The 18,740-nt window shown below is 42.3% G+C and carries 16 protein-coding genes; 8 read left to right on the top strand and 8 right to left on the bottom strand.

What is annotated here, in order from left to right:
- Entirely contained in the window at positions 1–999 is a 999-nt protein-coding gene (locus ACK28X_RS08395) for a YcjF family protein (protein ID WP_412058649.1), read from the bottom strand.
- Positions 996–2,429: a YcjX family protein gene (locus tag ACK28X_RS08390; RefSeq protein WP_412058648.1), complete on the bottom strand. Its 1,434-nt coding sequence runs from the start codon at positions 2,427–2,429 to the stop codon at positions 996–998. The genes ACK28X_RS08395 and ACK28X_RS08390 overlap by 4 nt, the downstream gene beginning before the upstream one ends.
- Before the next feature lie 279 nt (positions 2,430–2,708).
- Here ACK28X_RS08390 and dksA point away from each other — a divergent pair, with 279 nt between their 5' ends.
- A complete protein-coding gene (dksA, locus tag ACK28X_RS08385) occupies positions 2,709–3,125 on the top strand; it encodes an RNA polymerase-binding protein DksA (RefSeq protein WP_412058647.1) in 417 nt (138 codons plus the stop codon).
- 20 nt (positions 3,126–3,145) lie between these two features.
- On the opposite strand, the gene ACK28X_RS08380 is transcribed toward dksA, so the two are convergent.
- A complete protein-coding gene (locus tag ACK28X_RS08380; protein ID WP_412058646.1) occupies positions 3,146–3,607 on the bottom strand; it encodes a flagellar biosynthetic protein FliO in 462 nt (153 codons plus the stop codon).
- Between the two features lie 134 nt (positions 3,608–3,741).
- Between ACK28X_RS08380 and ACK28X_RS08375 the strand changes: the two genes are divergently transcribed.
- Positions 3,742–5,949, top strand: coding sequence for a response regulator (locus tag ACK28X_RS08375; RefSeq protein WP_412058645.1), 2,208 nt, complete (start codon positions 3,742–3,744; stop codon positions 5,947–5,949).
- A gap of 128 nt (positions 5,950–6,077) precedes the next feature.
- Entirely contained in the window at positions 6,078–7,193 is a 1,116-nt protein-coding gene (locus tag ACK28X_RS08370; protein ID WP_412058644.1) for a branched-chain amino acid ABC transporter substrate-binding protein, read from the top strand.
- Between the two features lie 19 nt (positions 7,194–7,212).
- Here ACK28X_RS08370 and ACK28X_RS08365 read toward each other — a convergent pair whose 3' ends face one another.
- A complete protein-coding gene (locus ACK28X_RS08365) occupies positions 7,213–7,347 on the bottom strand; it encodes a hypothetical protein (RefSeq protein ID WP_412058643.1) in 135 nt (44 codons plus the stop codon).
- Between the two features lie 153 nt (positions 7,348–7,500).
- Here ACK28X_RS08365 and ACK28X_RS08360 point away from each other — a divergent pair, with 153 nt between their 5' ends.
- Positions 7,501–8,616 (top strand): branched-chain amino acid ABC transporter substrate-binding protein, encoded by a 1,116-nt coding sequence (locus tag ACK28X_RS08360; RefSeq protein ID WP_412058642.1) that lies wholly within the window; start codon positions 7,501–7,503, stop codon positions 8,614–8,616.
- A gap of 64 nt (positions 8,617–8,680) precedes the next feature.
- Here ACK28X_RS08360 and purN read toward each other — a convergent pair whose 3' ends face one another.
- Both purN and purM read right to left on the bottom strand, forming a co-directional pair.
- Complete coding sequence (gene purN / locus ACK28X_RS08355) at positions 8,681–9,292, bottom strand: phosphoribosylglycinamide formyltransferase (protein ID WP_412058641.1); 612 nt, start codon at positions 9,290–9,292, stop codon at positions 8,681–8,683.
- Positions 9,289–10,386, bottom strand: a complete 1,098-nt coding sequence (purM, locus tag ACK28X_RS08350) for a phosphoribosylformylglycinamidine cyclo-ligase (protein ID WP_412058640.1) — start codon at positions 10,384–10,386, stop codon at positions 9,289–9,291. Before purM ends, purN begins: the two co-directional genes overlap by 4 nt.
- Positions 10,387–10,527: 141 nt before the next feature.
- Here purM and ACK28X_RS08345 point away from each other — a divergent pair, with 141 nt between their 5' ends.
- Both ACK28X_RS08345 and ACK28X_RS08340 read left to right on the top strand, forming a co-directional pair.
- A complete protein-coding gene (locus ACK28X_RS08345; RefSeq protein WP_412058639.1) occupies positions 10,528–11,796 on the top strand; it encodes an AI-2E family transporter in 1,269 nt (422 codons plus the stop codon).
- Entirely contained in the window at positions 11,789–12,535 is a 747-nt protein-coding gene (locus ACK28X_RS08340; protein WP_412058638.1) for a hypothetical protein, read from the top strand. The genes ACK28X_RS08345 and ACK28X_RS08340 overlap by 8 nt, the downstream gene beginning before the upstream one ends.
- Positions 12,536–12,573: 38 nt before the next feature.
- Here ACK28X_RS08340 and recG read toward each other — a convergent pair whose 3' ends face one another.
- Positions 12,574–14,682: an ATP-dependent DNA helicase RecG gene (recG, locus tag ACK28X_RS08335; RefSeq protein WP_412058637.1), complete on the bottom strand. Its 2,109-nt coding sequence runs from the start codon at positions 14,680–14,682 to the stop codon at positions 12,574–12,576.
- Between the two features lie 147 nt (positions 14,683–14,829).
- Positions 14,830–16,020, bottom strand: coding sequence for a cystathionine beta-lyase (gene metC, locus ACK28X_RS08330; RefSeq protein WP_412058636.1), 1,191 nt, complete (start codon positions 16,018–16,020; stop codon positions 14,830–14,832).
- A gap of 197 nt (positions 16,021–16,217) precedes the next feature.
- On the opposite strand from metC, the gene ACK28X_RS08325 reads away from it, so the two are divergent.
- Positions 16,218–17,252, top strand: coding sequence for an amino acid ABC transporter substrate-binding protein (locus ACK28X_RS08325; protein WP_412058635.1), 1,035 nt, complete (start codon positions 16,218–16,220; stop codon positions 17,250–17,252).
- Positions 17,253–17,689: 437 nt separating this feature from the next.
- A complete protein-coding gene (locus ACK28X_RS08320) occupies positions 17,690–18,739 on the top strand; it encodes an amino acid ABC transporter permease (protein ID WP_412058634.1) in 1,050 nt (349 codons plus the stop codon).
- Position 18,740 lies beyond the last annotated feature (1 nt).

Here is an 18,740-nt window from a genome sequence, read left to right as displayed (position 1 = left end):
CTATACTTCTTTTGGAATAGGAGCTGACTCTGTTTGTTTATTTGAATTATCCACGGTCATTAAGGCGTTGCTAAAGTCGCTGAGAGTAGGCCGCTTTTCGCCTTGGAAAGGGAAGGGGCGTAATGCATCTATAGCAGCGATACCGATGCGGGCCGTCATCAAGCCATTCACAAAGCCCTCGCCCAACCGCGCTGATAAACGACTGGCTAGGCTATGGCCAACGATTTGTTGTAAAAGTCCATCGCCCATTGCCATGGCTCCTGTAACGGCGAGATGCGATAAAACACGCTTTACTAAGCTAATAAAACCTAATTTCCCTGGTCTACAACCATAGAGGCTAGCAATAGTGCGGATAAGACGTATTAATTCATAAAAAACATAGGCAAGGTCGATTAAGGCGCGAGGGCTTACTGCTGTAACAATTGAAACACGCTTAGCTGTATTTATCACAAGGCGGCGCGCTTCTTCATCAAGGGGACGCAAGATTTCTGCCTCCGCCAAATAGATATGTTGACGGCCATCAATAATATCATGACGATAATTCTTTATAACCTGTCGTCCCTTTTGCGCTAAAAATAACTTGCGGGTGTGGTGTACTAATTCATCCACAACTTGACGCGCGGAAGCCATATCATCGTATTTTACTGCATGTTTTGCTTTATGGCGTATATGTTGAACAGAGCGCAAGCGCCATAAAGCATAGAATTCTTGGAATAAAAACATTACAAGAGCTAATAACCCTATGCTAGCAAAAAAAAGTGCTAACCAGCCAAGGAGCGTATATTGGCTAAAAAGCCTACGAATAATGGTTTCCGCCCATAAACCTAAGGCCAAAAGAGCAAGCATGCTTAGCATAGAAAGCGCTATTTTCCCCCAACCAAAATTACGCTTATCTGATGGTGCATCAATATGCGCTGAGCTTTCTTTTGGAGAGGGGTCCCATTGTTCTTGTTCAATGGTTGAGAAATCACTCAACGCTTTTGGCTTACGGGGAGTCATGTATAATCTCCAAACAAAAATTCCAGCGCACGGTCAAGACGAATATGGGGAAGGCTATCATTTTTTTTTGTATGGGGGGGGCGAAAACCTATAAATCTAAGATGAGTATCATCGCCCCTTTTCAGAGCTTGTTCTAAATTTTCCGGTAAATCCCCAGGAAAAATAGCAGTTTCCGTTTCTCCATCAAAGCTTTGCCCATCAATTATTTCACCAGCGATAGGAGTACCTATAATCACAGGAAGCTCAGTTTTATTGACTTTGGCAAGGCCTTCACGCGTAGCGCGAACTGAGGCAAGGGCGAGTGTATCAACCTTTGCTCCTTGCGCTCCAGCCCGCGCAAGAGCATTCCCTACAAGGGTTTGTGTCATTTGTTCTAAAATTTTATGATCTGTGTGGTGAAGGTGGTCAGACTTAGTAGCAGCCACAAGCACACGGGTGATTTTTCTTTGCCACAAATGCGTTAACCACCAATTTTTACCAGTGCGAAAGCAAGAAAGGATCTCACCCAGACTTTCTGCAAGTGCATTTAAGGAATCGCGTCCCATATTCAAAGTTTGTAGGAGGTCAATTAAAACAATTTGTCGATCAAGCCGAGCGATGTGATCTCTAAAAAACGGACGAACTACATGTTTTTTATAGGCTTCATAACGCCGTTCCATAATAGCCGCAAGTGAATGGGGTGGAAATGTGCTTTCAGGAAGATTAGCAAGGGGGCAAAAAGTTAAAACCGGCGCTCCTTCTAATTCCCCAGGCATTAAAAAGCGACCAGGCGGTAGTATAGTAAGACTACGATTGTCTTTTTTGATAGAAATGAGATAGGCCTTAAAAGCGTTTGATAAGGCTTCAATCTGTGGCTCATCTGCGGGTTCCAGGACATTCACTTTTTGTAGTACCGCTAGCCAATCCTTGGCATGATGTGCATAAAGGTGGTTGCCTGCTCGCGTTAAAGCTTGCTCTGAAAAGGCTCTAAACCCTTTCGATAAAAGCGGTAGATCTAGTAACCACTCACCCGGATAATCGATGAGATCTATATAAAGCTGTTGGGGCCTAAGAAGGTTAAATCGCCGTAGCGGGGGCGCAAAAGAGATTTGTAAACGGATTTGTGATAGTGAACGGGTCGATTGCGGCCAAATGCGTTCTTCTATCAAGGCATGGAGATGTTTTTCATATTCAAAACGAGCTAATTGGTCGTTAGGTTGCTGATCAAGTGTAATGTTTATCAACCGGCCTTCACGAACCACTTCGAATAGCGGCATGCGGTTACTTTGGATAAGCTGGTGTAACAAAGCAGTTATAAATACGGTCTTGCCAGCCCGCGCTAATCCAGTAACCCCGAGCTTGAGTGTTGGAGCCATAAGACTACGAGTGCGATCTTTGAATGTATCAAAAGCAAGATGCACTTCATCTTTAATAGGAAGGGGAGATTTCAAGCGAAAATCCTGCTTATAAAAAGAGGGATCAATTGATTCGGACTATCCAACATGTATCAATATATAGGTAATAGAAAAGAGTACGGCAATGGGCGGTGTTTCTATAAGCCATAAAGCAATCAACCTTGAGGTTAGCCGATAAAATATATCAAACGATAAGCATTTTTATAATTTTATAATTACACCATAAATATAGCGTATGATTGCAATGTTTTGACTTGTGTTGTTTTCCTATAAACAATATATATTTCGCCCATATCACAGTGGAGGTTTTGGGATATGAGTGACGCAATAGAAATGAAATATTGCCCCAATGAAAATGAACCTTTTATGAATGAAAGACAAAAAGCTTATTTTCGCGCTAAATTGATAGCTTGGAAAAATGAGATCTTGCGCGAGGCCCGTGAAACTTTAGAAAACTTGCAAGAAGATAACATCAATCAGCCGGATATGGCGGATCGTGCTTCTTCTGAAACGGATAGGACCATTGAATTGCGAGCGCGCGATCGTCAACGAAAGTTGATTGCAAAAATTGATGCCGCTTTAGAGCGTTTAAATAATGGGACTTATGGATATTGCGATGAAACGGGCGAGCCTATTAGTTTGAAGCGTCTAAATGCCCGCCCCATTGCTACACTTTCGCTTGAAGCACAGGAGCGCCATGAACGCCGCGAGAAAGTCTATCGCGATGATTAATTGCTTGTCTTCTTTTTCTATTAGCGAGGGGGGAATGTTGGAATGGAGAGAGAGGGCTCGCGCCGACCTTCAATTTCATCAGCGATGCTGGCATCTTCAAGGGTTTCCTCTTGTAATGGGTCTGATGCTTGAGGTGGTACATTGAAGGTGCTTGCGTTTTCTTCTGTCTCAGAGTACGGCTTTACAACATGAGTTTCGATGATGAGCTCGCTGGAGCCGCCCAGTAACAAAACATGTTGACGTTCATCTACCCCAACCAGAACCAAGCGCCGGGTTCGATCTAATGCGAGTGTTTCATAAATACGCAAGCGCGGCTTAGCTTTTTTTCTTTTTGTAATGAATTGTAGCCGCGCACCTATAGTCAGGCGGCGTAAAATGCTTAGTACAACAATAATCGCTAAGATAACAAAAAAAAGGATCACAATGGTTTGGATCACAAAGGCAATAGAGGGGTCTGTTTTGCTTGCTAGCATAGCGTACATAGTATCTCCTATAATAATCTGCTTTTGTGCTAGGTTATCCCAGTTTAACGTAAAATAATTAAGCGATATTCGCTTTGCACATTCGTAAAAATATACCGATTTGGGCTAAAGAATAATTAAATAAAGGCAAAATTATGAAAGAAAGCACCAATCATGCCTCTCTCAATTCATCATATTTCCATCCAACCAAGCATGTTTGGCGTTTAAGTTTTTGGCTTGTTGCTATAATTCTCGTGATTTTTAGCGTGACTCTCATGGGGCTTTTTAGCTCCTACGGCCCTTATGACCGTTTGGCTTTATGGGTACTTGTCGGGCTTGCAGCTTGTTCTCCTTTAGCATTTTTTTTATATTTTTTCCATAAAGATTACACCTCTCTTGGAGACGCGCCACAACAAACTGTAGATATTGTTCAACAAGCCCATTGCCTAATTGGCCAAACTTTAAGCGAAGAAAGCGAAAAGGGATTTATACTTACAAATTTAGCAGGCGATATCAGCTATAAAAATCCCTTTTGTCAGACTTTATTTCAGCTAGTGAATGAAGCGAATTTTTATACCATTTGGGCAAAACTTGGAGGCGATGAATCCTCTCTTTATCATTTAAAGGCCATGGCTTTAGCGGGCGAAGTAAATGAAAAAACCTTCCAACCTTTAAAGAACGGTAAGACGTCCTATACTTTAAGTGCGCGTACGGTCGGCTCGCCTAATCATCCATTATTATTATGGCAAATTAAAAATATAAAACCGTTGACAAAAACGCAGGTGCTTACTGTAGATGCAAAGGAACTATCTCTTGCCCAGGGGGAGCGGGCTTTTCTTGATTATTTTGTAGAAAGCCCCTTTGCTCTTGCGTTAATTGATACAAATGGAAATCTTGTAAAGACCAATAAAATTTTTGCAGGTTTAAGCGGGAAAGTCGCTTTAAAGGAAGGAACATCACTCCACGCACAAATTATTGAAGATGATCAAGCGGCTTTTGAACAAGGGCTTTTGCAATGTATGGAAAACAGAAAGCATGATATAATATTTGATGCTCGTTTTTCTAAAGCTGCAGACCACTATATACGCTTCCACTTTACACCGCTTAATACAGGCGCTGACAAATTAATCATTTTATCTGCCCAAGAAATCACCCAAACGAAAGCGCTAGAAGATAAGATGGCCCAAAGCCAAAAAATGCAAGCAGTGGGACAATTAGCCGGCGGCATTGCGCATGATTTTAATAATGTTTTGACGGCGATTTTAATGTCCTGTGATCTTTTGTTAAGTAGCCATCGAAGCTCAGATCCAGCCCATGCTGATCTTATGAATATCAAGAATAATGCCAACCGTGCCGCTGCTTTGGTACAGCAATTATTAGCTTTTTCACGTCGGCAAACCTTAAGACCAGAAGCGATTGATTTAACCGAACTTTTGTCCGATTGTTACCCTTTATTATTGCCTCTCTTAGGCAATAAAGCTACGCTAAAAATTATTCATGGGCGCGATTTATGGCCAGTTGAAGTAGATCAAGACTCAATCCAGCGCGTGGTTATGAATTTAGTAATCAATGCTCGCGATGCGATTCCTTTGGAAGGGGAGGCGGACGAAACTGGCGCAATTACCATTACCACCAAGAATATAAGTATAGAGGAAAGCCGCAATTATCCTTATCCAGATTTGCGTCCTGGCAATTATGTTGAATTAAGCGTTCATGATAATGGCACGGGAATTGCGAAAGACGTACAAGAAAAAATGTTTGAACCTTTTTTTACTACTAAAGAAGTAGGTAAGGGGACTGGTCTTGGTCTTTCTATGGTCTATGGTATTATCAAGCAAACGGGTGGAGCCATTTATTGTGAGAGTGCAGAGGGTGAGGGCACAAATTTCCGTATCTTCCTACCACGTCTGCAAAGAAATGACGCCTTGCAGACTCAGCAATCGCTTCCGAAAGAGAATAATACAAAAGTACACGCAGAAAGCGCGCGTGATCTTACTGGTTCGGCAACTATTTTGCTGGTGGAAGATGAAGCTGCTGTCCGTATGGGCGGGGTACGAGCCTTACAATCGCGCGGCTATAAAGTACTCGAAGCAAGTACGGGGGCAGAGGCTTTAGAGATATTTATCCAAAGACGTAAGGAAATAGACCTAGTGGTTTCTGACGTAGTTATGCCGGAAATGGATGGCCCTAGCTTGCTGCGAGCCTTGCGTGCTCATGATCCTGCAATTAAATTTATTTTTGTTTCAGGGTATGCTAAGGACGCGTTTGCTAAAAATTTGCCTGAAGATGCAGATTTTGGTTTTTTATCAAAACCTTTTTCTCTCAAAGACTTAGCCATTGCTGTTAAAGATATGCTTTCATAGCTTCGCAAGCAAAAAAGCTACTCGACTTTTTATAAAAAATCATGCCTAATAGCAGGGATAGCCATAAGCATTTCAAAAAACGCTTGGGCTTTGATCGTTATGGATGCATGATAGTACGGGAGGTCTTTATGTCTTTATCATTTCGAACAGTGGTTTCTGCCTTGGTGCTGGGAGGGGGACTTTTTATAAATAGTGTTTATGCAGATATTATAGTGGGTGTTATTGGGCCATTAACAGGACCTGTTGCTTCCTATGGAATTCAAACGCGTAATGGAGCAAAAACTGCCATCGATGCCCTTAACCAAAAGGGTGGTATTAATGGAGAAAAGATTATTTTGAAAGAATATGACGACGCAGCCGATCCAAAACAGGGCGTTTCTGCTGCCAATCAAGCAGCCGGCGAGGGTGTTCAATACGTCATAGGTTTGCCAACGTCTAATTCTGCTGTACCTGTTTCAAATGTTTTGGAAGAAAACGGTATTCCGATGATTACAAATGGCTCTACCGTAACAGAGCTTTCCTTGCGTGGGTTATGGAATGTTTTACGAACCACTGGTCGAGATGACCAGCAGGGAAAATTAGCTGCCGAATATGTTCTTAACCATTTTAAGGGTAAAAAAATCGCTATCCTTCATGACCGAGCTCTTTATGGTAAAGGGTTAGCAGATGCTTTTAAGGCCTCCTTTAATGCAGGCGGTGGTAAGGAAGTTTATTACGGTAGCATCGCTCCAGGCGAAAAGGACTATAGTGCGATGGTCTCGCGTTTAAAAGCTGCTAATGTTGACTATGTCTATTTTGGGGGGTACCACCCCGAAGCAGGGCTCTTGTTAAAACAAATGTATGAACAAGGAGTAAAAGCGCGTCTTATCGGGGGAGATGGCCTCCATACATCTGAATTATGGTCCATCGCTGGAAAAGTAGCCGAAGGAACTTTATTTTCTAATTCCATTGATCCTCGCCATAACCCCTCTGCTCAACAAGCGATAAAACAATTAGCGGCACAATCTATCCTACCTGAAACCTACACTATAAATAGTTATGCAGCGGTGCAAGTTTTGGCCTATGGGATCAAAAAAGTGGGGTCGGGCGATGATCCAGGAGCCGTTGTGAAGGCAATTAAAACGGGTGAGCCTATCCCAACCATTTTAGGTAATATCACCTATAATGAGAACGGAGATATAACATCACGGATTTTTTCTATGGTCCAATGGCATGAAGGTGACATTATCCCTGCTAATGAATAAATAGTTTTCAGAGGGTGCATTAGAGACATAGGGTGCCCTCTGGTAAGGTGGTGGTGGGGGGAGAGTTTACCACCGTCAAGACGCGTGCTGCTAAGCGGGGGGCTGCCATTTGGTTGAATGTATACTCTGTATTTATCAAACTCTTTTTTCTCAAATACTTATCTATTTCTGTTAAAGACATGTTTTGTAGAGCTGTAAGTAAAAAAGCCACTCGACTTTTTATGAAAAATTATGCCTAATAGGATGGCGTTTAAAAAAGCGCTTGTGTTTCGTTATTATAGATTAGGTGATAGTACGGGAGGTCTTGATGTCTTTATCGTTTCGAACAATGCTTTCTGCCTTAGCAATGGGGGGAAGCCTTTTCATAACTAGTGCTTATGCGGATATTATCGTGGGATTTATTGGGCCTTTAACGGGACCTGTTGCTTCTTATGGAATTCAAACGCGCAATGGAGCAAAAGTTGCAATTGATGCCCTTAACGCAAAGGGCGGTATCGATGGTGAAAAGCTTATTTTAAAAGAATTTGATGATGCAGCCGATCCAAAGCAAAGCGTTTCCGCCGCCAATCAAGCAGCAGGTGAAGGCGTTCAATATGTTATCGGTTTACCAACATCTAATGCCGCTATGCCAGCTTCGGCTGTTTTGGAAGAAAACGGGATCCCGTTGATTACAAATGGCGCTACCGTGACAGACCTTTCTTTGCGCGGTTTTTGGAATATTGTGCGTACTATTGGTCGAGATGACCAGCAGGGTAAATTTGCTGCCGAATATGTTCTTAAACATTTTAATGGCAAAAAAATTGCTATCCTTCATGATCGAGCTCTTTATGGTAAAGGATTAGCAGATGCCTTTAAGGCTGCCTTTAATGCGGGCGGTGGTAAGGAAGTTTATTACGGCAGTATCACCCCAGGCGAAAAGGACTATAGTGCGATGGTCTCGCGTTTAAAAGCTGCCAATGTTGACTATGTCTATTTTGGGGGGTACCACCCAGAAGCAGGGTTATTGTTAAAACAAATGCGTGAACAAGGTGTGCAAGCCCCTCTTATTGGCGGAGATGGTTATCATACATCTGAATTATGGTCTATTGCTGGGAAAGCGGCCGAAGGAACTTTGTTTTCCAACTCCATTGATCCGCGCCATAACCCTTCTGCTCAAGAAGCGATAAAACAATTAGCGGCACAGTCTATTCTACCAGAAACATTTACTGTGAATAGTTATGCGGCGGTACAAGTTTTGACCTATGGGATCAAAAAAGTGGGGTCAGCCGATGATCCAGAAGCAGTTTTAAAGGCAATTAAAACGGGCGAACCTATTCCTACAATTCTGGGTGATATAACCTATGATAAGAACGGGGATATTACATCACGTGCTTTTGCTATGGCTCAATGGCATAATGGGGAAATTGTCCCTGCTGATGACTAATAATAGAGGGCGCCATAAGAAACATAAAGCGCCCTCTATTATTTTAAGCAGTTTTTATTATTTTTTATAAAGCAATAATTTGTTGTGAGGCAGTATAATTTTGATCTCCACCGTCGAGGAGTGCCCGCAAAGTGGCGGGGTAAAGTTGATGTTCCACCGTCAAGACACGCGCTCCTAAGCGGTCGGGTGTGTCATTTGTTAGAATAGGCACTGCAGCTTGGCTAATAATGGTACCATCATCCATGCCCTCATTAACATAATGGATAGTACAGCCTGCGATTTTCATACCTGCCTCTAAGGCTTGGGCATGAGTGTTCAGCCCCTTAAATAATGGCAGAAGTGAGGGGTGTATATTTATGATTCGGTTGCGGTAAGCGGCGATAAAAGATGGCGATACTAATCGCATATAGCCAGCAAAACATAAAAGATCTGGTGTATATTGCGCTAAGCAATCTAAAATAGCGCCCTCATGAGCAGCTTTGTTAATATAGTTTTTGCGCGCTATAATATGGACGTTGAGGCCGAGTTGTTCCGCTTTAGCGATGCCATCAGCCTTTGGCTGGTCACAAATTACAGCCGCAACTCTAGCAGGATACGTTGGGTCTTGAGCAGCCTTTGCTAAGGCCACCATATTTGAACCACTGCCAGAGATAAAAATAACGATCCGCTTTTTCATGTAAAAAGCCTACCTTCATAAAAAACGCCTTCATTCTTTTGCAGGCGTGGACATAAAGTGCCGAGTTCAATAACCGTTTCACCGTATTGATGAAAAATTTCGCATATTCTAGCAGCCTCTTCAGCCGCAGTGATCACGACCATGCCTATGCCACAATTAAAGGTGCGTAGCATTTCTGCTTGTTTGATATTACCTTCCTCGTATAGCCATTGAAAAAGGGCAAGGGGGGGAAGAGCGCCGAGATTAATCTTTGCTGCAAGGGTGGTAGGCAAAATTCGCGGGATATTTTCAGAAAAACCACCGCCAGTAATGTGAGCTAAGGCTTTTATGCCGGGGGCTCCACGCAAGGCTGCAAGTACTGACTTAACGTAAATGCGGGTGGGTATAAGAAAGACCTCGCTTAGGCTTTTTTCTGGTAAGAATGGAGCTTTATCATTCCATTTAAGACCCTTATTGGCAATGAGATGACGAATGAGCGAAAAACCATTAGAATGCACGCCATGGGAAGCAAGACCCAAAACTACATCGCCAGATGAGAGATTACCACGTGGCAAAAGCGCATCGCGCTCAGCTGCCCCTACAGCAAAACCAGCAAGGTCATAATCCGTAGCAGCATACATGCTGGGCATTTCGGCAGTCTCGCCTCCAATCAACGCACAGCCAGCTTGTCGACAACCTTCAACAATACCAGAAACAATCGCCGCGCCTTGCGCAACATCTAATTTTCCTGTCGCGAAATAATCTAAAAAAAATAAAGGTTCTGCCCCTTGAACAATAAGATCATTTACGCACATGGCAACAAGATCAATACCAATTGTGCTATGATTGTTGGCTTCAATAGCAATTTTTAGTTTGGTACCAACCCCATCATTAGCTGCAACCAAAATGGGATCTTTAAAGCCCGCAGCTTTTAAATCAAATAATCCGCCAAATCCGCCTATTTCTGTATCAGCTCCCGCTCGTTTGGTAGTGCGGATCATAGGTTTTATAGTTTCAACTAAGGCATTTCCCGCGTTAATATCCACACCAGAAGCCGCATAAGTCAAAGGTTCTTTAAGGGCAGGCGGGGTTTGTGAAGGTATGGATTTTGTCATATTAGCGATCCTTAAGAGATCTGATGATTAAATAAAGGGATGTTGCAATCGGCACTTGGCGCGATACAATATTGTGTGTATAATCAAAGTGGCTCGCCTTTACATAAAAGGGTGAATCTTGAGGTAAAGTCTTAGGTATCCATGTCAAAAATTCCTGCAAATAACAAGCAAAAAACAGCCTTAAATAGCGATACACCTCCTGATAAAGACCAAAAACCTTCCAGAGGTACAAGAAAACCAAGACGCATAGCTCAAAAAGTGGAGGCGCTTTATGTGCCTGCCTATGCCTATGCACCCATTCGTGGTAGTGTAAAAAAACAAGCAATCTTTTGGCTTGTTGCTTTGGTGTTTTTCATCAGCTTTATGTGGATCTTTAGTTCCATCCTTTTGCCATTTGTTGTTGGAATAGCGCTCGCCTATTTCCTTAACCCAATTGTTCATCTATTTGAAAAAATAGGTATAAACCGTCTATGGAGTACTATTTTAATAACCCTTTTTATTGTAATTATGCTAATCATGGCGCTTACCATTTTTGTACCCCTTATTGCCAACCAGTTACAGCAATTTATCAATACCGGCTTGCCGATTTATATTAACCGTATCCAAGAACTTTTAAAGGGACATGATCTAGATTGGCTTAAAAATTATCTTGCTGACCATGATTTAGATTTACAAGGTAATATTAAAAATCTCCTTTCGCAAAGCGCGGATATTATAAGTTCACTCATCAATTCGCTATTGCGGTCAGGCAAATCAATTATGAGTATCATCAGCTTTGTGGTGATCATTCCAGTAGTAGCTTTTTATATTTTACTAGATTGGAACTATATGATTAAGGCAATAGATTCTTGGATTCCGCGCGCTCATCTCGCTACGGTGCGGGGCATTTTTTACGAGATGGATCGTGCTATCGCCCGCTTTATCCGTGGCCAAGGGCTAGTTTGTCTCATTTTGGGATTTTATTATGTAATGGCGCTAAATTTTGTGAATTTAAATTACAGTTTAGTAATAGGCCTATTTATTGGCATTATCAGTTTTGTTCCTTATATCGGTTCATTCAGCGGATTTTTATTATCAGTCGGCGTAGCTTGGATGCAATTCTACCCCGATAATTGGGGTTGGATTATTGCAGTTGTGGGTATTTTTCTTTTTGGCCAGTTTCTTGAGGGCTATGTTTTACAACCTAAACTTGTCGGATCGTCTATCGGGTTACATCCTGTATGGCTGATGTTTTCGCTTGTGGCTTTTGGTTCTCTCTTCGGTTTTACTGGTTTGTTGGTTGCTGTTCCTCTCGCGGCAGCAGTGGGGGTTTTGGTTCGTTTTGCCCTGCATATTTATCTTTCCTCTCCCATGTATGCGGGAGAAGACGCGGCCGCAAGAGAAGATGAAAAAGGCATAGAAAATGAATAAAACAATAAAAAGCACGCGGCAATTACCTCTTGCGTTTCACTACCAAGCAAGCTTTCAACCAGAAGACTTGGTGATAACCCAGAGCAACCGTGCCGCTTCTACTTTGATTCACTCTTGGCCGCGTTGGGCGTTACCTATCGCTATCCTGCTAGGACCGGAAGGCGCTGGTAAAAGCCATTTTTCAATGGTTTGGAAACAAAATACTCAGGCTCTCCAAGTGGATGCTTCAAATCTTGCGCAAGATCTTGAAAAAATTGTTGGTGCGGTAGAAGTAGGGCAACCCGTTTTGCTTGAAGACGTTGATCAATACCTTTCAGCTGAAACAGCGCTTTTTCATTTAATGAATACTATAAAACAAGCTGCCATCAATTGCCCTAGCGCTAGTCTTTTGATGACAGCGCGCAGCCTTCCCTCACAATGGAATGTACAGCTGAAAGATTTAAAAAGCCGGCTTAACTCAGCCACTCTTGTGACTTTAGATCCACCTGATGATCATTTGTTGACAGCGGTTGCTTTTAAGCTTTTTGCGGATCGGCAAATTTTTATCAAACCATCACTTGTTAACTATTTGATTAGTCACTCTCAGCGATCCTTGTCTATGTTGGGACAAGTAATAGAGCAAGCTGATATGTTAGCCTTACAGAAAAAATCAAAAATCACGCGACAACTCATCGCTGAAATATTAGAGGGTCAATCGCGCGAAAGCTATATGCATACAGAAAAAATTTTTAAAAAATAGATTTAACTTTTTTGTATAACTTATTGATTTTCATATAATTATCCGGAACGTAAAAGGCGTAAAGCACTGTCGTGGCGGAACAGATACAATAAAAGGCGTAGTGCTTGGCCCCGTTCACTTGTGAGCATAGGGTCTTTCTCTAGAATAAGGCGGGCGTCTTGCCTTGCTTTCACAAGAAGATCGCCATGCTGACTAAGATCGGCAATTTTAAAATCGGGCAAACCCGATTGACGCGTTCCTAATAATTCACCTTCGCCCCGGATGCGGAGATCTTCTTCAGCTATATAGAAGCCATCTTGACTCTGGCGTATGACCTTTAGCCTTTGGGTAGCTGTTTTACTGAGTGGGCTTTTATAAAGCAGGAGGCAGGCGGCAGGGGTTGCGCCGCGTCCCACCCGCCCGCGCAATTGGTGTAATTGTGAAAGGCCAAACCGTTCTGCATGTTCAATGATGATAATTGACGCATCATGTACATCTACCCCCACTTCCACCACGGTAGTTGCTACTAATAGCTGTGTTTGTCCGCAATGAAAGGCGGCCATAGCTGCGTCCTTTTCAGTAGTAGACATTTTACCATGCAACAAGCCTACTCTATCACCAAACCGCGTGTGTAATTGTTCATATCTTTTTCGTGCAGCGGTAAGATCAAGACTTTCACTTTCATCAACAAGGGGGCATACCCAATAAAGCTTCTCGCCGCGTGAGAGCGCCGCGTCAACTCGGTTAAGGATAGTATCTAATTGGTCAAGCGCTACCGCCGCTGTAGTAATGGCCTGGCGCGTCTTCGGTTTCTCCGTTAATTGCGAAATATCCATATCACCAAAATTTGTTAAAACGAGCGTGCGGGGGATAGGGGTCGCTGTCATAACTAAGAGATCTAGGCCTTGACCTTTTGCTGCCAATTCCAGTCTTTGTTCAACGCCAAAGCGGTGTTGTTCATCAATAATCGCTAAAGCAAGATCATGATAAGTCACCGTATCTTGAAACAAAGCATGGGTGCCGATTATAAAGGAAGCTACACCTGTTTTGATTTCTTCTAAAAGGCGCGTTCTGACTTTCCCTTTTTCTCGTCCTGTTAACAGAACTGTTTTAAGTCCTATGGCTGTAAATAGCGGGGCAGCATTAGAAAAATGTTGGCGAGCTAATATTTCCGTAGGAGTCATAAGGGCAGCTTGCCCCCCGTTTTCAGCAACCTGTGCCATTGCCAAAAAAGCAAGAACTGTTTTTCCTGCTCCCACATCACCTTGGAGAAGTCTAAGCATTGGTTTATTACTAGCGAGATCCTCGCTAATATCACGCAACACAGACTCTTGGCCTTTGGTTAAAGGAAAAGGCAATAAAGTACGTAAGGCACGTGTATACAAGTTATGGGCGGGGCGGCTGCGCCCCGCAAGATTACGCGTACGCCCGCGCATCAAAGCAAGAGTTAATTGCCCTGCTAAAAGCTCATCATAAGCGAGGCGTGAACGAGCCGAACCATTGATTTCAAGATCAGCTAAAGAACTAGGTTTATGGATGCAACGTAATGCAGCGTTAAAACTCGGGAATTTCTCTTGTGCCTTGAGACTTTCCTCTAGCCATTCTGGTAAAACAGGACATCGACCTAAGGCTTCATGGATAGCGCGATGAAGAATTTTAGGTGATAAGCCGGCTGTGAGAGGGTAAACACCTTCCAATAAGGGAATTTTTTTGATATCCGATGCTAGAACTGCATAATCAGGATGAACCATAGTAGCTTGACCATTAAACCACTCGACCTTACCAGAAATAGCAATGGCTTGATTAGGTGGGAATTGTTTTTCAAGCCAATCACGATTGGCATAGAAAAAGACAAGTTGCAGGCTACCTGTCTTATCAAAAGTATGGATGCGATAAGGCGCTTTTTTAGCTCCTAAAGGCGGAGGAAAATGGCGATCAACAGACATAACAAGCGTTGCAATTTGCCCCTCGGCTACATCATGGATGCTATCGCATAATGGACGATCGATTCCTTCGTGCGGCATGAGGAATAGAAGATCAATAAAACGTACAATCTCTTGCCCTAAAGAAATATCTAGAAGCTTAGCAAATAAAGTAATTAATTTTGGGCCAATGCCAGGCGCACGCTCAATAGAAGTAAAAAGGGGGTTTAAAAGCTCAGGACGCATGATAAAAACCGTAATTTATAGTACTGAGATGGGAACCGTCCCTTTTGTTTCCTTTAGCTTTATCATCAATTTTTCTGCTTGCAAAGAAGGTATATAGAAAGGCAACGACCATAGTCGTGGGTGAAGACCATAGCTTCAACACAAGACTTATAGGCTACAGGCTTTGAGCGCATTATTTAGATCCTCCTGTAAATCATCAAAATCTTCAATACCGATATGTAGGCGGATAAACATACCACGATTAGAGTCAAGGGTGCGGTCGTTGAGTGCTACAGGAACGGCAAGGCTTTTATAGCCGCCCCATGAATAGCCAATACCAAAAAGCTCTAATGAATCAATGAATTTATGGGCTTTGCTTTTTTTGTCGCCTTTTAGACGAAAAGAAAAAAGCGAAGAAGCGCCTTTAAAATCACGCTTCCAAATGTCATAATCAGGGTGGCTGGGCAAGGCTGGATAAAATACACGCTCAACTTGTGGCATTGTTTCCAGCCATTGCGCTAATTTTAATGTGGTTTCTTGCTGTTGTTTTAATCGTAGCCCCATAGTGCGTATGGAGCGCAACATTAAATAAGCATCATCGCCTGAAACACATATCCCCAAATCCTTATAAGTTTTTGTTAGCATAGCTTTAGCCCGCTCATTGACAGAAATGAATCCCATCAAAAGGTCAGAGTGGCCGCTGGGATATTTTGTTGCTGCATGTATAGAAATATCAACCCCATGCGCAAGGGGTTTAAAATAAAGGGGTGTAGCCCACGTATTATCCATTATTACCAAAATATTATGGCGATGAGCAACGGCGCTAATAGCAGGGATATCTTGGAGTTCAAGTGTATTAGATGCAGGGGATTCAGTAAAGATTACGCGTGTGTTAGGGCGGATAAGGGTTTCTATTGCTGCGCCAAGACGCGAGTCATAATATTCTACAGAAATCCCAAGCCGCGTTAACATTGTATCAGCAAAACGGCGCGTAGGATGATAGATAGAATCGGTGAGTAAAATATGGTCACCGCTTTTCACGGCGCTCAAAAGCGATACTGTTATCGCTGTAAGCCCAGAAGGAGTGAGTAAAGTTTTTGCTGCGCCTTCAAGTACATCCACCATAGCGCACAAGGCATCCGTTGTAGGGGTACCATTAGTCCCGTAAGTATAGGGCTGGTCTTCGGATTCAAAAGTTTTCGAGTCTGGAAACAAAATGGTTGAAGCGCGAATGAGTGGTGGATTAATAAAAGCATTATAAGAAAATTGATTATGACTCATATGAGACAGCTTTGTATTTATGCCTTTATTACGAAAATTTTGGTTATTTTCATCATATTTTTTAGTGGAAATTTTCATTGTTAATCCCCTTCTATTAAATATGGGCTTTGAAAGATTTGCATGCTTGGATAGAGATGGCTAGAGTATGAGGGAGATAATCGGCGTTAAGAAGAAAATATTTTCTAAATTACTTGTAAATCTTATATCATATCTTCCTTGACGTCGCAAATAATATGCGTTTCGATAGAGTATCAAGACAAATGAGGAGAATATAAATGCGTATAAAGCATTTAATAACGATAATTAGCTTAAGCATTGTAGTGCTTTTTGGGATGCAACACGTGCAAGCAGGTACCCTAAATGACGTAAAATCTCGTGGTTTTTTGCTTTGTGGGGTGGGCACAGGGTTGATGGGATTTAGTATCCCCGATGAGAAAGGGAATTGGACTGGATTTGATGTTGATTATTGCCGCGCGGTCGCTACCGCTGTCTTTGGAGATAAGACAAAGGTGAAATTTGTGCCGCTGAGTTCAAAAGATCGCTTTGCTGCTTTGCAATCGGGTGAAGTTGACGTGCTTATTCGTAATACATCTTGGACATTGACGCGTGAAGTAGCCTTAGGGCTAACCTTTGTGGGAGTCAATTATTACGATGGCCAAGGTTTTATGATCAATAGGAAAAAGCTTCCCGGTATCACTTCAGTGCTACAACTATCAGGCGCCTCAATCTGTGTTCAGGCGGGAACATCAACAGAGCTGACTCTAGCTGACTATTTCCGGAGTCATAATATGGATTATACTCCTGTGGTTTTTGATAAATTTAGCGAGGTTAATGCTGCTTATAATGCTGGCCGTTGTGATGTTTATACCACAGATCAATCTTCGCTTTATGGTTTGCGTTTGCAATTAGATGCGCCTGAAGACCAAGTGGTTTTGCCAGAAATCATATCAAAAGAGCCTTTTGGTATCTCAGTTCGACAGTCAGATCAACAATGGGCCAATGTGGTGCGTTGGACCCACTATGCGCTATTAAATGCAGAAGAATATGGCATCACAAAGGATAATGTCGACCAAATGCTAAAATCCACTAATCCTGATATTAAGCGTCTGCTTGGCACAGAAAAAGGCGAAACTATTGGAAAAGATATGGGGCTTAGTAATGATTGGGTGGTAAATGTAATCAAAGCTTTAGGTAATTACGGCGAAATTTTTGAGCGCAATATTGGGCAATCAACGCCCTTGAAAATTGGTCGTGGAATTAACGCATTATGGAGTAAAGGTGGCTTGCAATATGGCGCGCCTATCCGCTAAAATACACTCATTAATCAACCACTATTTGAAGAAAGGGCAGTTCTTGCCCTTTCTATTCTAATTCGCTTAAATGATAGGTTAAGCTCAGGTAAAAGGAGAGATTAATTAAAGTCTTAGAGTAGATACTTAATCAAGTTCATTAAGATATTATCTATCAAACGAATGTAAGATGCACTGTAATCTGCATTGTTACAGAGCCTAATTAATAGGCATCCTATAGAACTTTCGTTGCATTTTGGCGCCTATCATGGGGCATTATTGCGAATTAATAAGCATATAAGTATGGGTCTATGGTTAAGTTAAAAACTTGTGCAGTATTCTTTTCCTTATGGTATAGGTTCGCCGCTTTTTGCAGGCAAGTTCGTTTACGATCATTTTTTTTACAACTTATCATTGTGATTATCCTTGGATTGGGTATCCATTGGATAACTAGCAATGTGATTGAGAATTTAACACAGCTAAAAATTGCTTCAGGCTATGGTTTTTTAGAAAAAAGGGCGGGGTTCAACCAAGCATCAAGCATTATCCCTTATAATGATGATGCTACTAATGGCTATGTACTCTTCGCAAGTCTTGTAAATCTTGTTTTTATCTCGGTTCTCTGTCTGATCACTGCTACGGTGCTCGGCTTTTCCCTTGGCTTTGCACGTCTGTCAAAAAATTGGCTAATTGCTAAACTTGCGCTTTGTTATGTAGAATTTTTTCGCAATATCCCTCCCTTGGTTTTGCTCTTTTTTTGGGCATTTGGTATTTTACAAATTTTACCTCCTGCTCGTCAAAGCCTCTTTTGGGGGCCTCTTATTGTTAATGTACGTGGTATTTATCTACCTGCTCCTGTGTGGGGAGATGGAATTTATAGTTTTTTGAGCATCACGATGCTTGCTTGGATAATTGGCTTGATACTTGCGTTTTTCGCTCATAGACAAAAGCATAGCCATGGACGGTCAAGTATCAAATTATGGCATTTGTTGGCGTTCTTTTTGGGCATTCCTTTGGCGGCCTTTAGTGCTTTTGCTTGGCCAAAAGGCTGGGATGTGCCGCAATTGCGAGGCTTTAACTATAAAGGCGGTTTTTATATTTCTCCAGAATTTATATCCCTCTATTTAGCGCTTTCTATTTATACCACAGCGGTGATTGCCGAGACAGTACGTGCAGGACTTTTAGCAGTCGATCACAGCCTGAAAGAAGCTGGCACGTCTCTTGGCTTAAATGCTGGCTTGGTTAACCGCTTAATCACGCTTCCTCTTGCAATGCGTGTAATTATTCCACCCTTAGCTAGCCAATATATGAGTCTTATTAAAAACACATCGCTTGGCGCAGCCGTAGGTTATTCTGAGCTTATGATGGTTTCTAGTACGATTATTGAAAAAACGGGGCAAGCAGTTGAGCTCGCTTTGATTTGGGTGATCGTATATTTAGGGCTTAGCCTTTTCGTATCGGTTTTTATGAATTGGTTTAATAAAAAAATGGCTGTGGTAGAGCGTTAAT

Origin of the sequence: Bartonella sp. DGB2 (assembly GCF_046843095.1) — a bacterium.
Classification (GTDB): Bacteria; Pseudomonadota; Alphaproteobacteria; order Rhizobiales; family Rhizobiaceae; genus Bartonella.
Note: the sequence above shows the minus strand (reverse complement) of the source record. Positions and strands in the feature narration are given on the sequence as shown.

Coding starts and splice junctions, on each gene's coding strand:
- purN (WP_412058641.1), bottom strand. CDS start 9,292: ATGAAAAAGCGGATCGTTATTTTTATCTCTGGCAGTGGTTCAAATATG.
- recG (WP_412058637.1), bottom strand. CDS start 14,682: ATGCGTCCTGAGCTTTTAAACCCCCTTTTTACTTCTATTGAGCGTGCG.
- dksA (WP_412058647.1), top strand. CDS start 2,709: ATGAGTGACGCAATAGAAATGAAATATTGCCCCAATGAAAATGAACCT.
- ACK28X_RS08375 (WP_412058645.1), top strand. CDS start 3,742: ATGAAAGAAAGCACCAATCATGCCTCTCTCAATTCATCATATTTCCAT.
- ACK28X_RS08380 (WP_412058646.1), bottom strand. CDS start 3,607: ATGTACGCTATGCTAGCAAGCAAAACAGACCCCTCTATTGCCTTTGTG.
- metC (WP_412058636.1), bottom strand. CDS start 16,020: ATGAAAATTTCCACTAAAAAATATGATGAAAATAACCAAAATTTTCGT.
- ACK28X_RS08370 (WP_412058644.1), top strand. CDS start 6,078: ATGTCTTTATCATTTCGAACAGTGGTTTCTGCCTTGGTGCTGGGAGGG.
- ACK28X_RS08340 (WP_412058638.1), top strand. CDS start 11,789: ATGAATAAAACAATAAAAAGCACGCGGCAATTACCTCTTGCGTTTCAC.
- ACK28X_RS08325 (WP_412058635.1), top strand. CDS start 16,218: ATGCGTATAAAGCATTTAATAACGATAATTAGCTTAAGCATTGTAGTG.
- ACK28X_RS08360 (WP_412058642.1), top strand. CDS start 7,501: ATGTCTTTATCGTTTCGAACAATGCTTTCTGCCTTAGCAATGGGGGGA.
- purM (WP_412058640.1), bottom strand. CDS start 10,386: ATGACAAAATCCATACCTTCACAAACCCCGCCTGCCCTTAAAGAACCT.
- ACK28X_RS08345 (WP_412058639.1), top strand. CDS start 10,528: ATGTCAAAAATTCCTGCAAATAACAAGCAAAAAACAGCCTTAAATAGC.
- ACK28X_RS08395 (WP_412058649.1), bottom strand. CDS start 999: ATGACTCCCCGTAAGCCAAAAGCGTTGAGTGATTTCTCAACCATTGAA.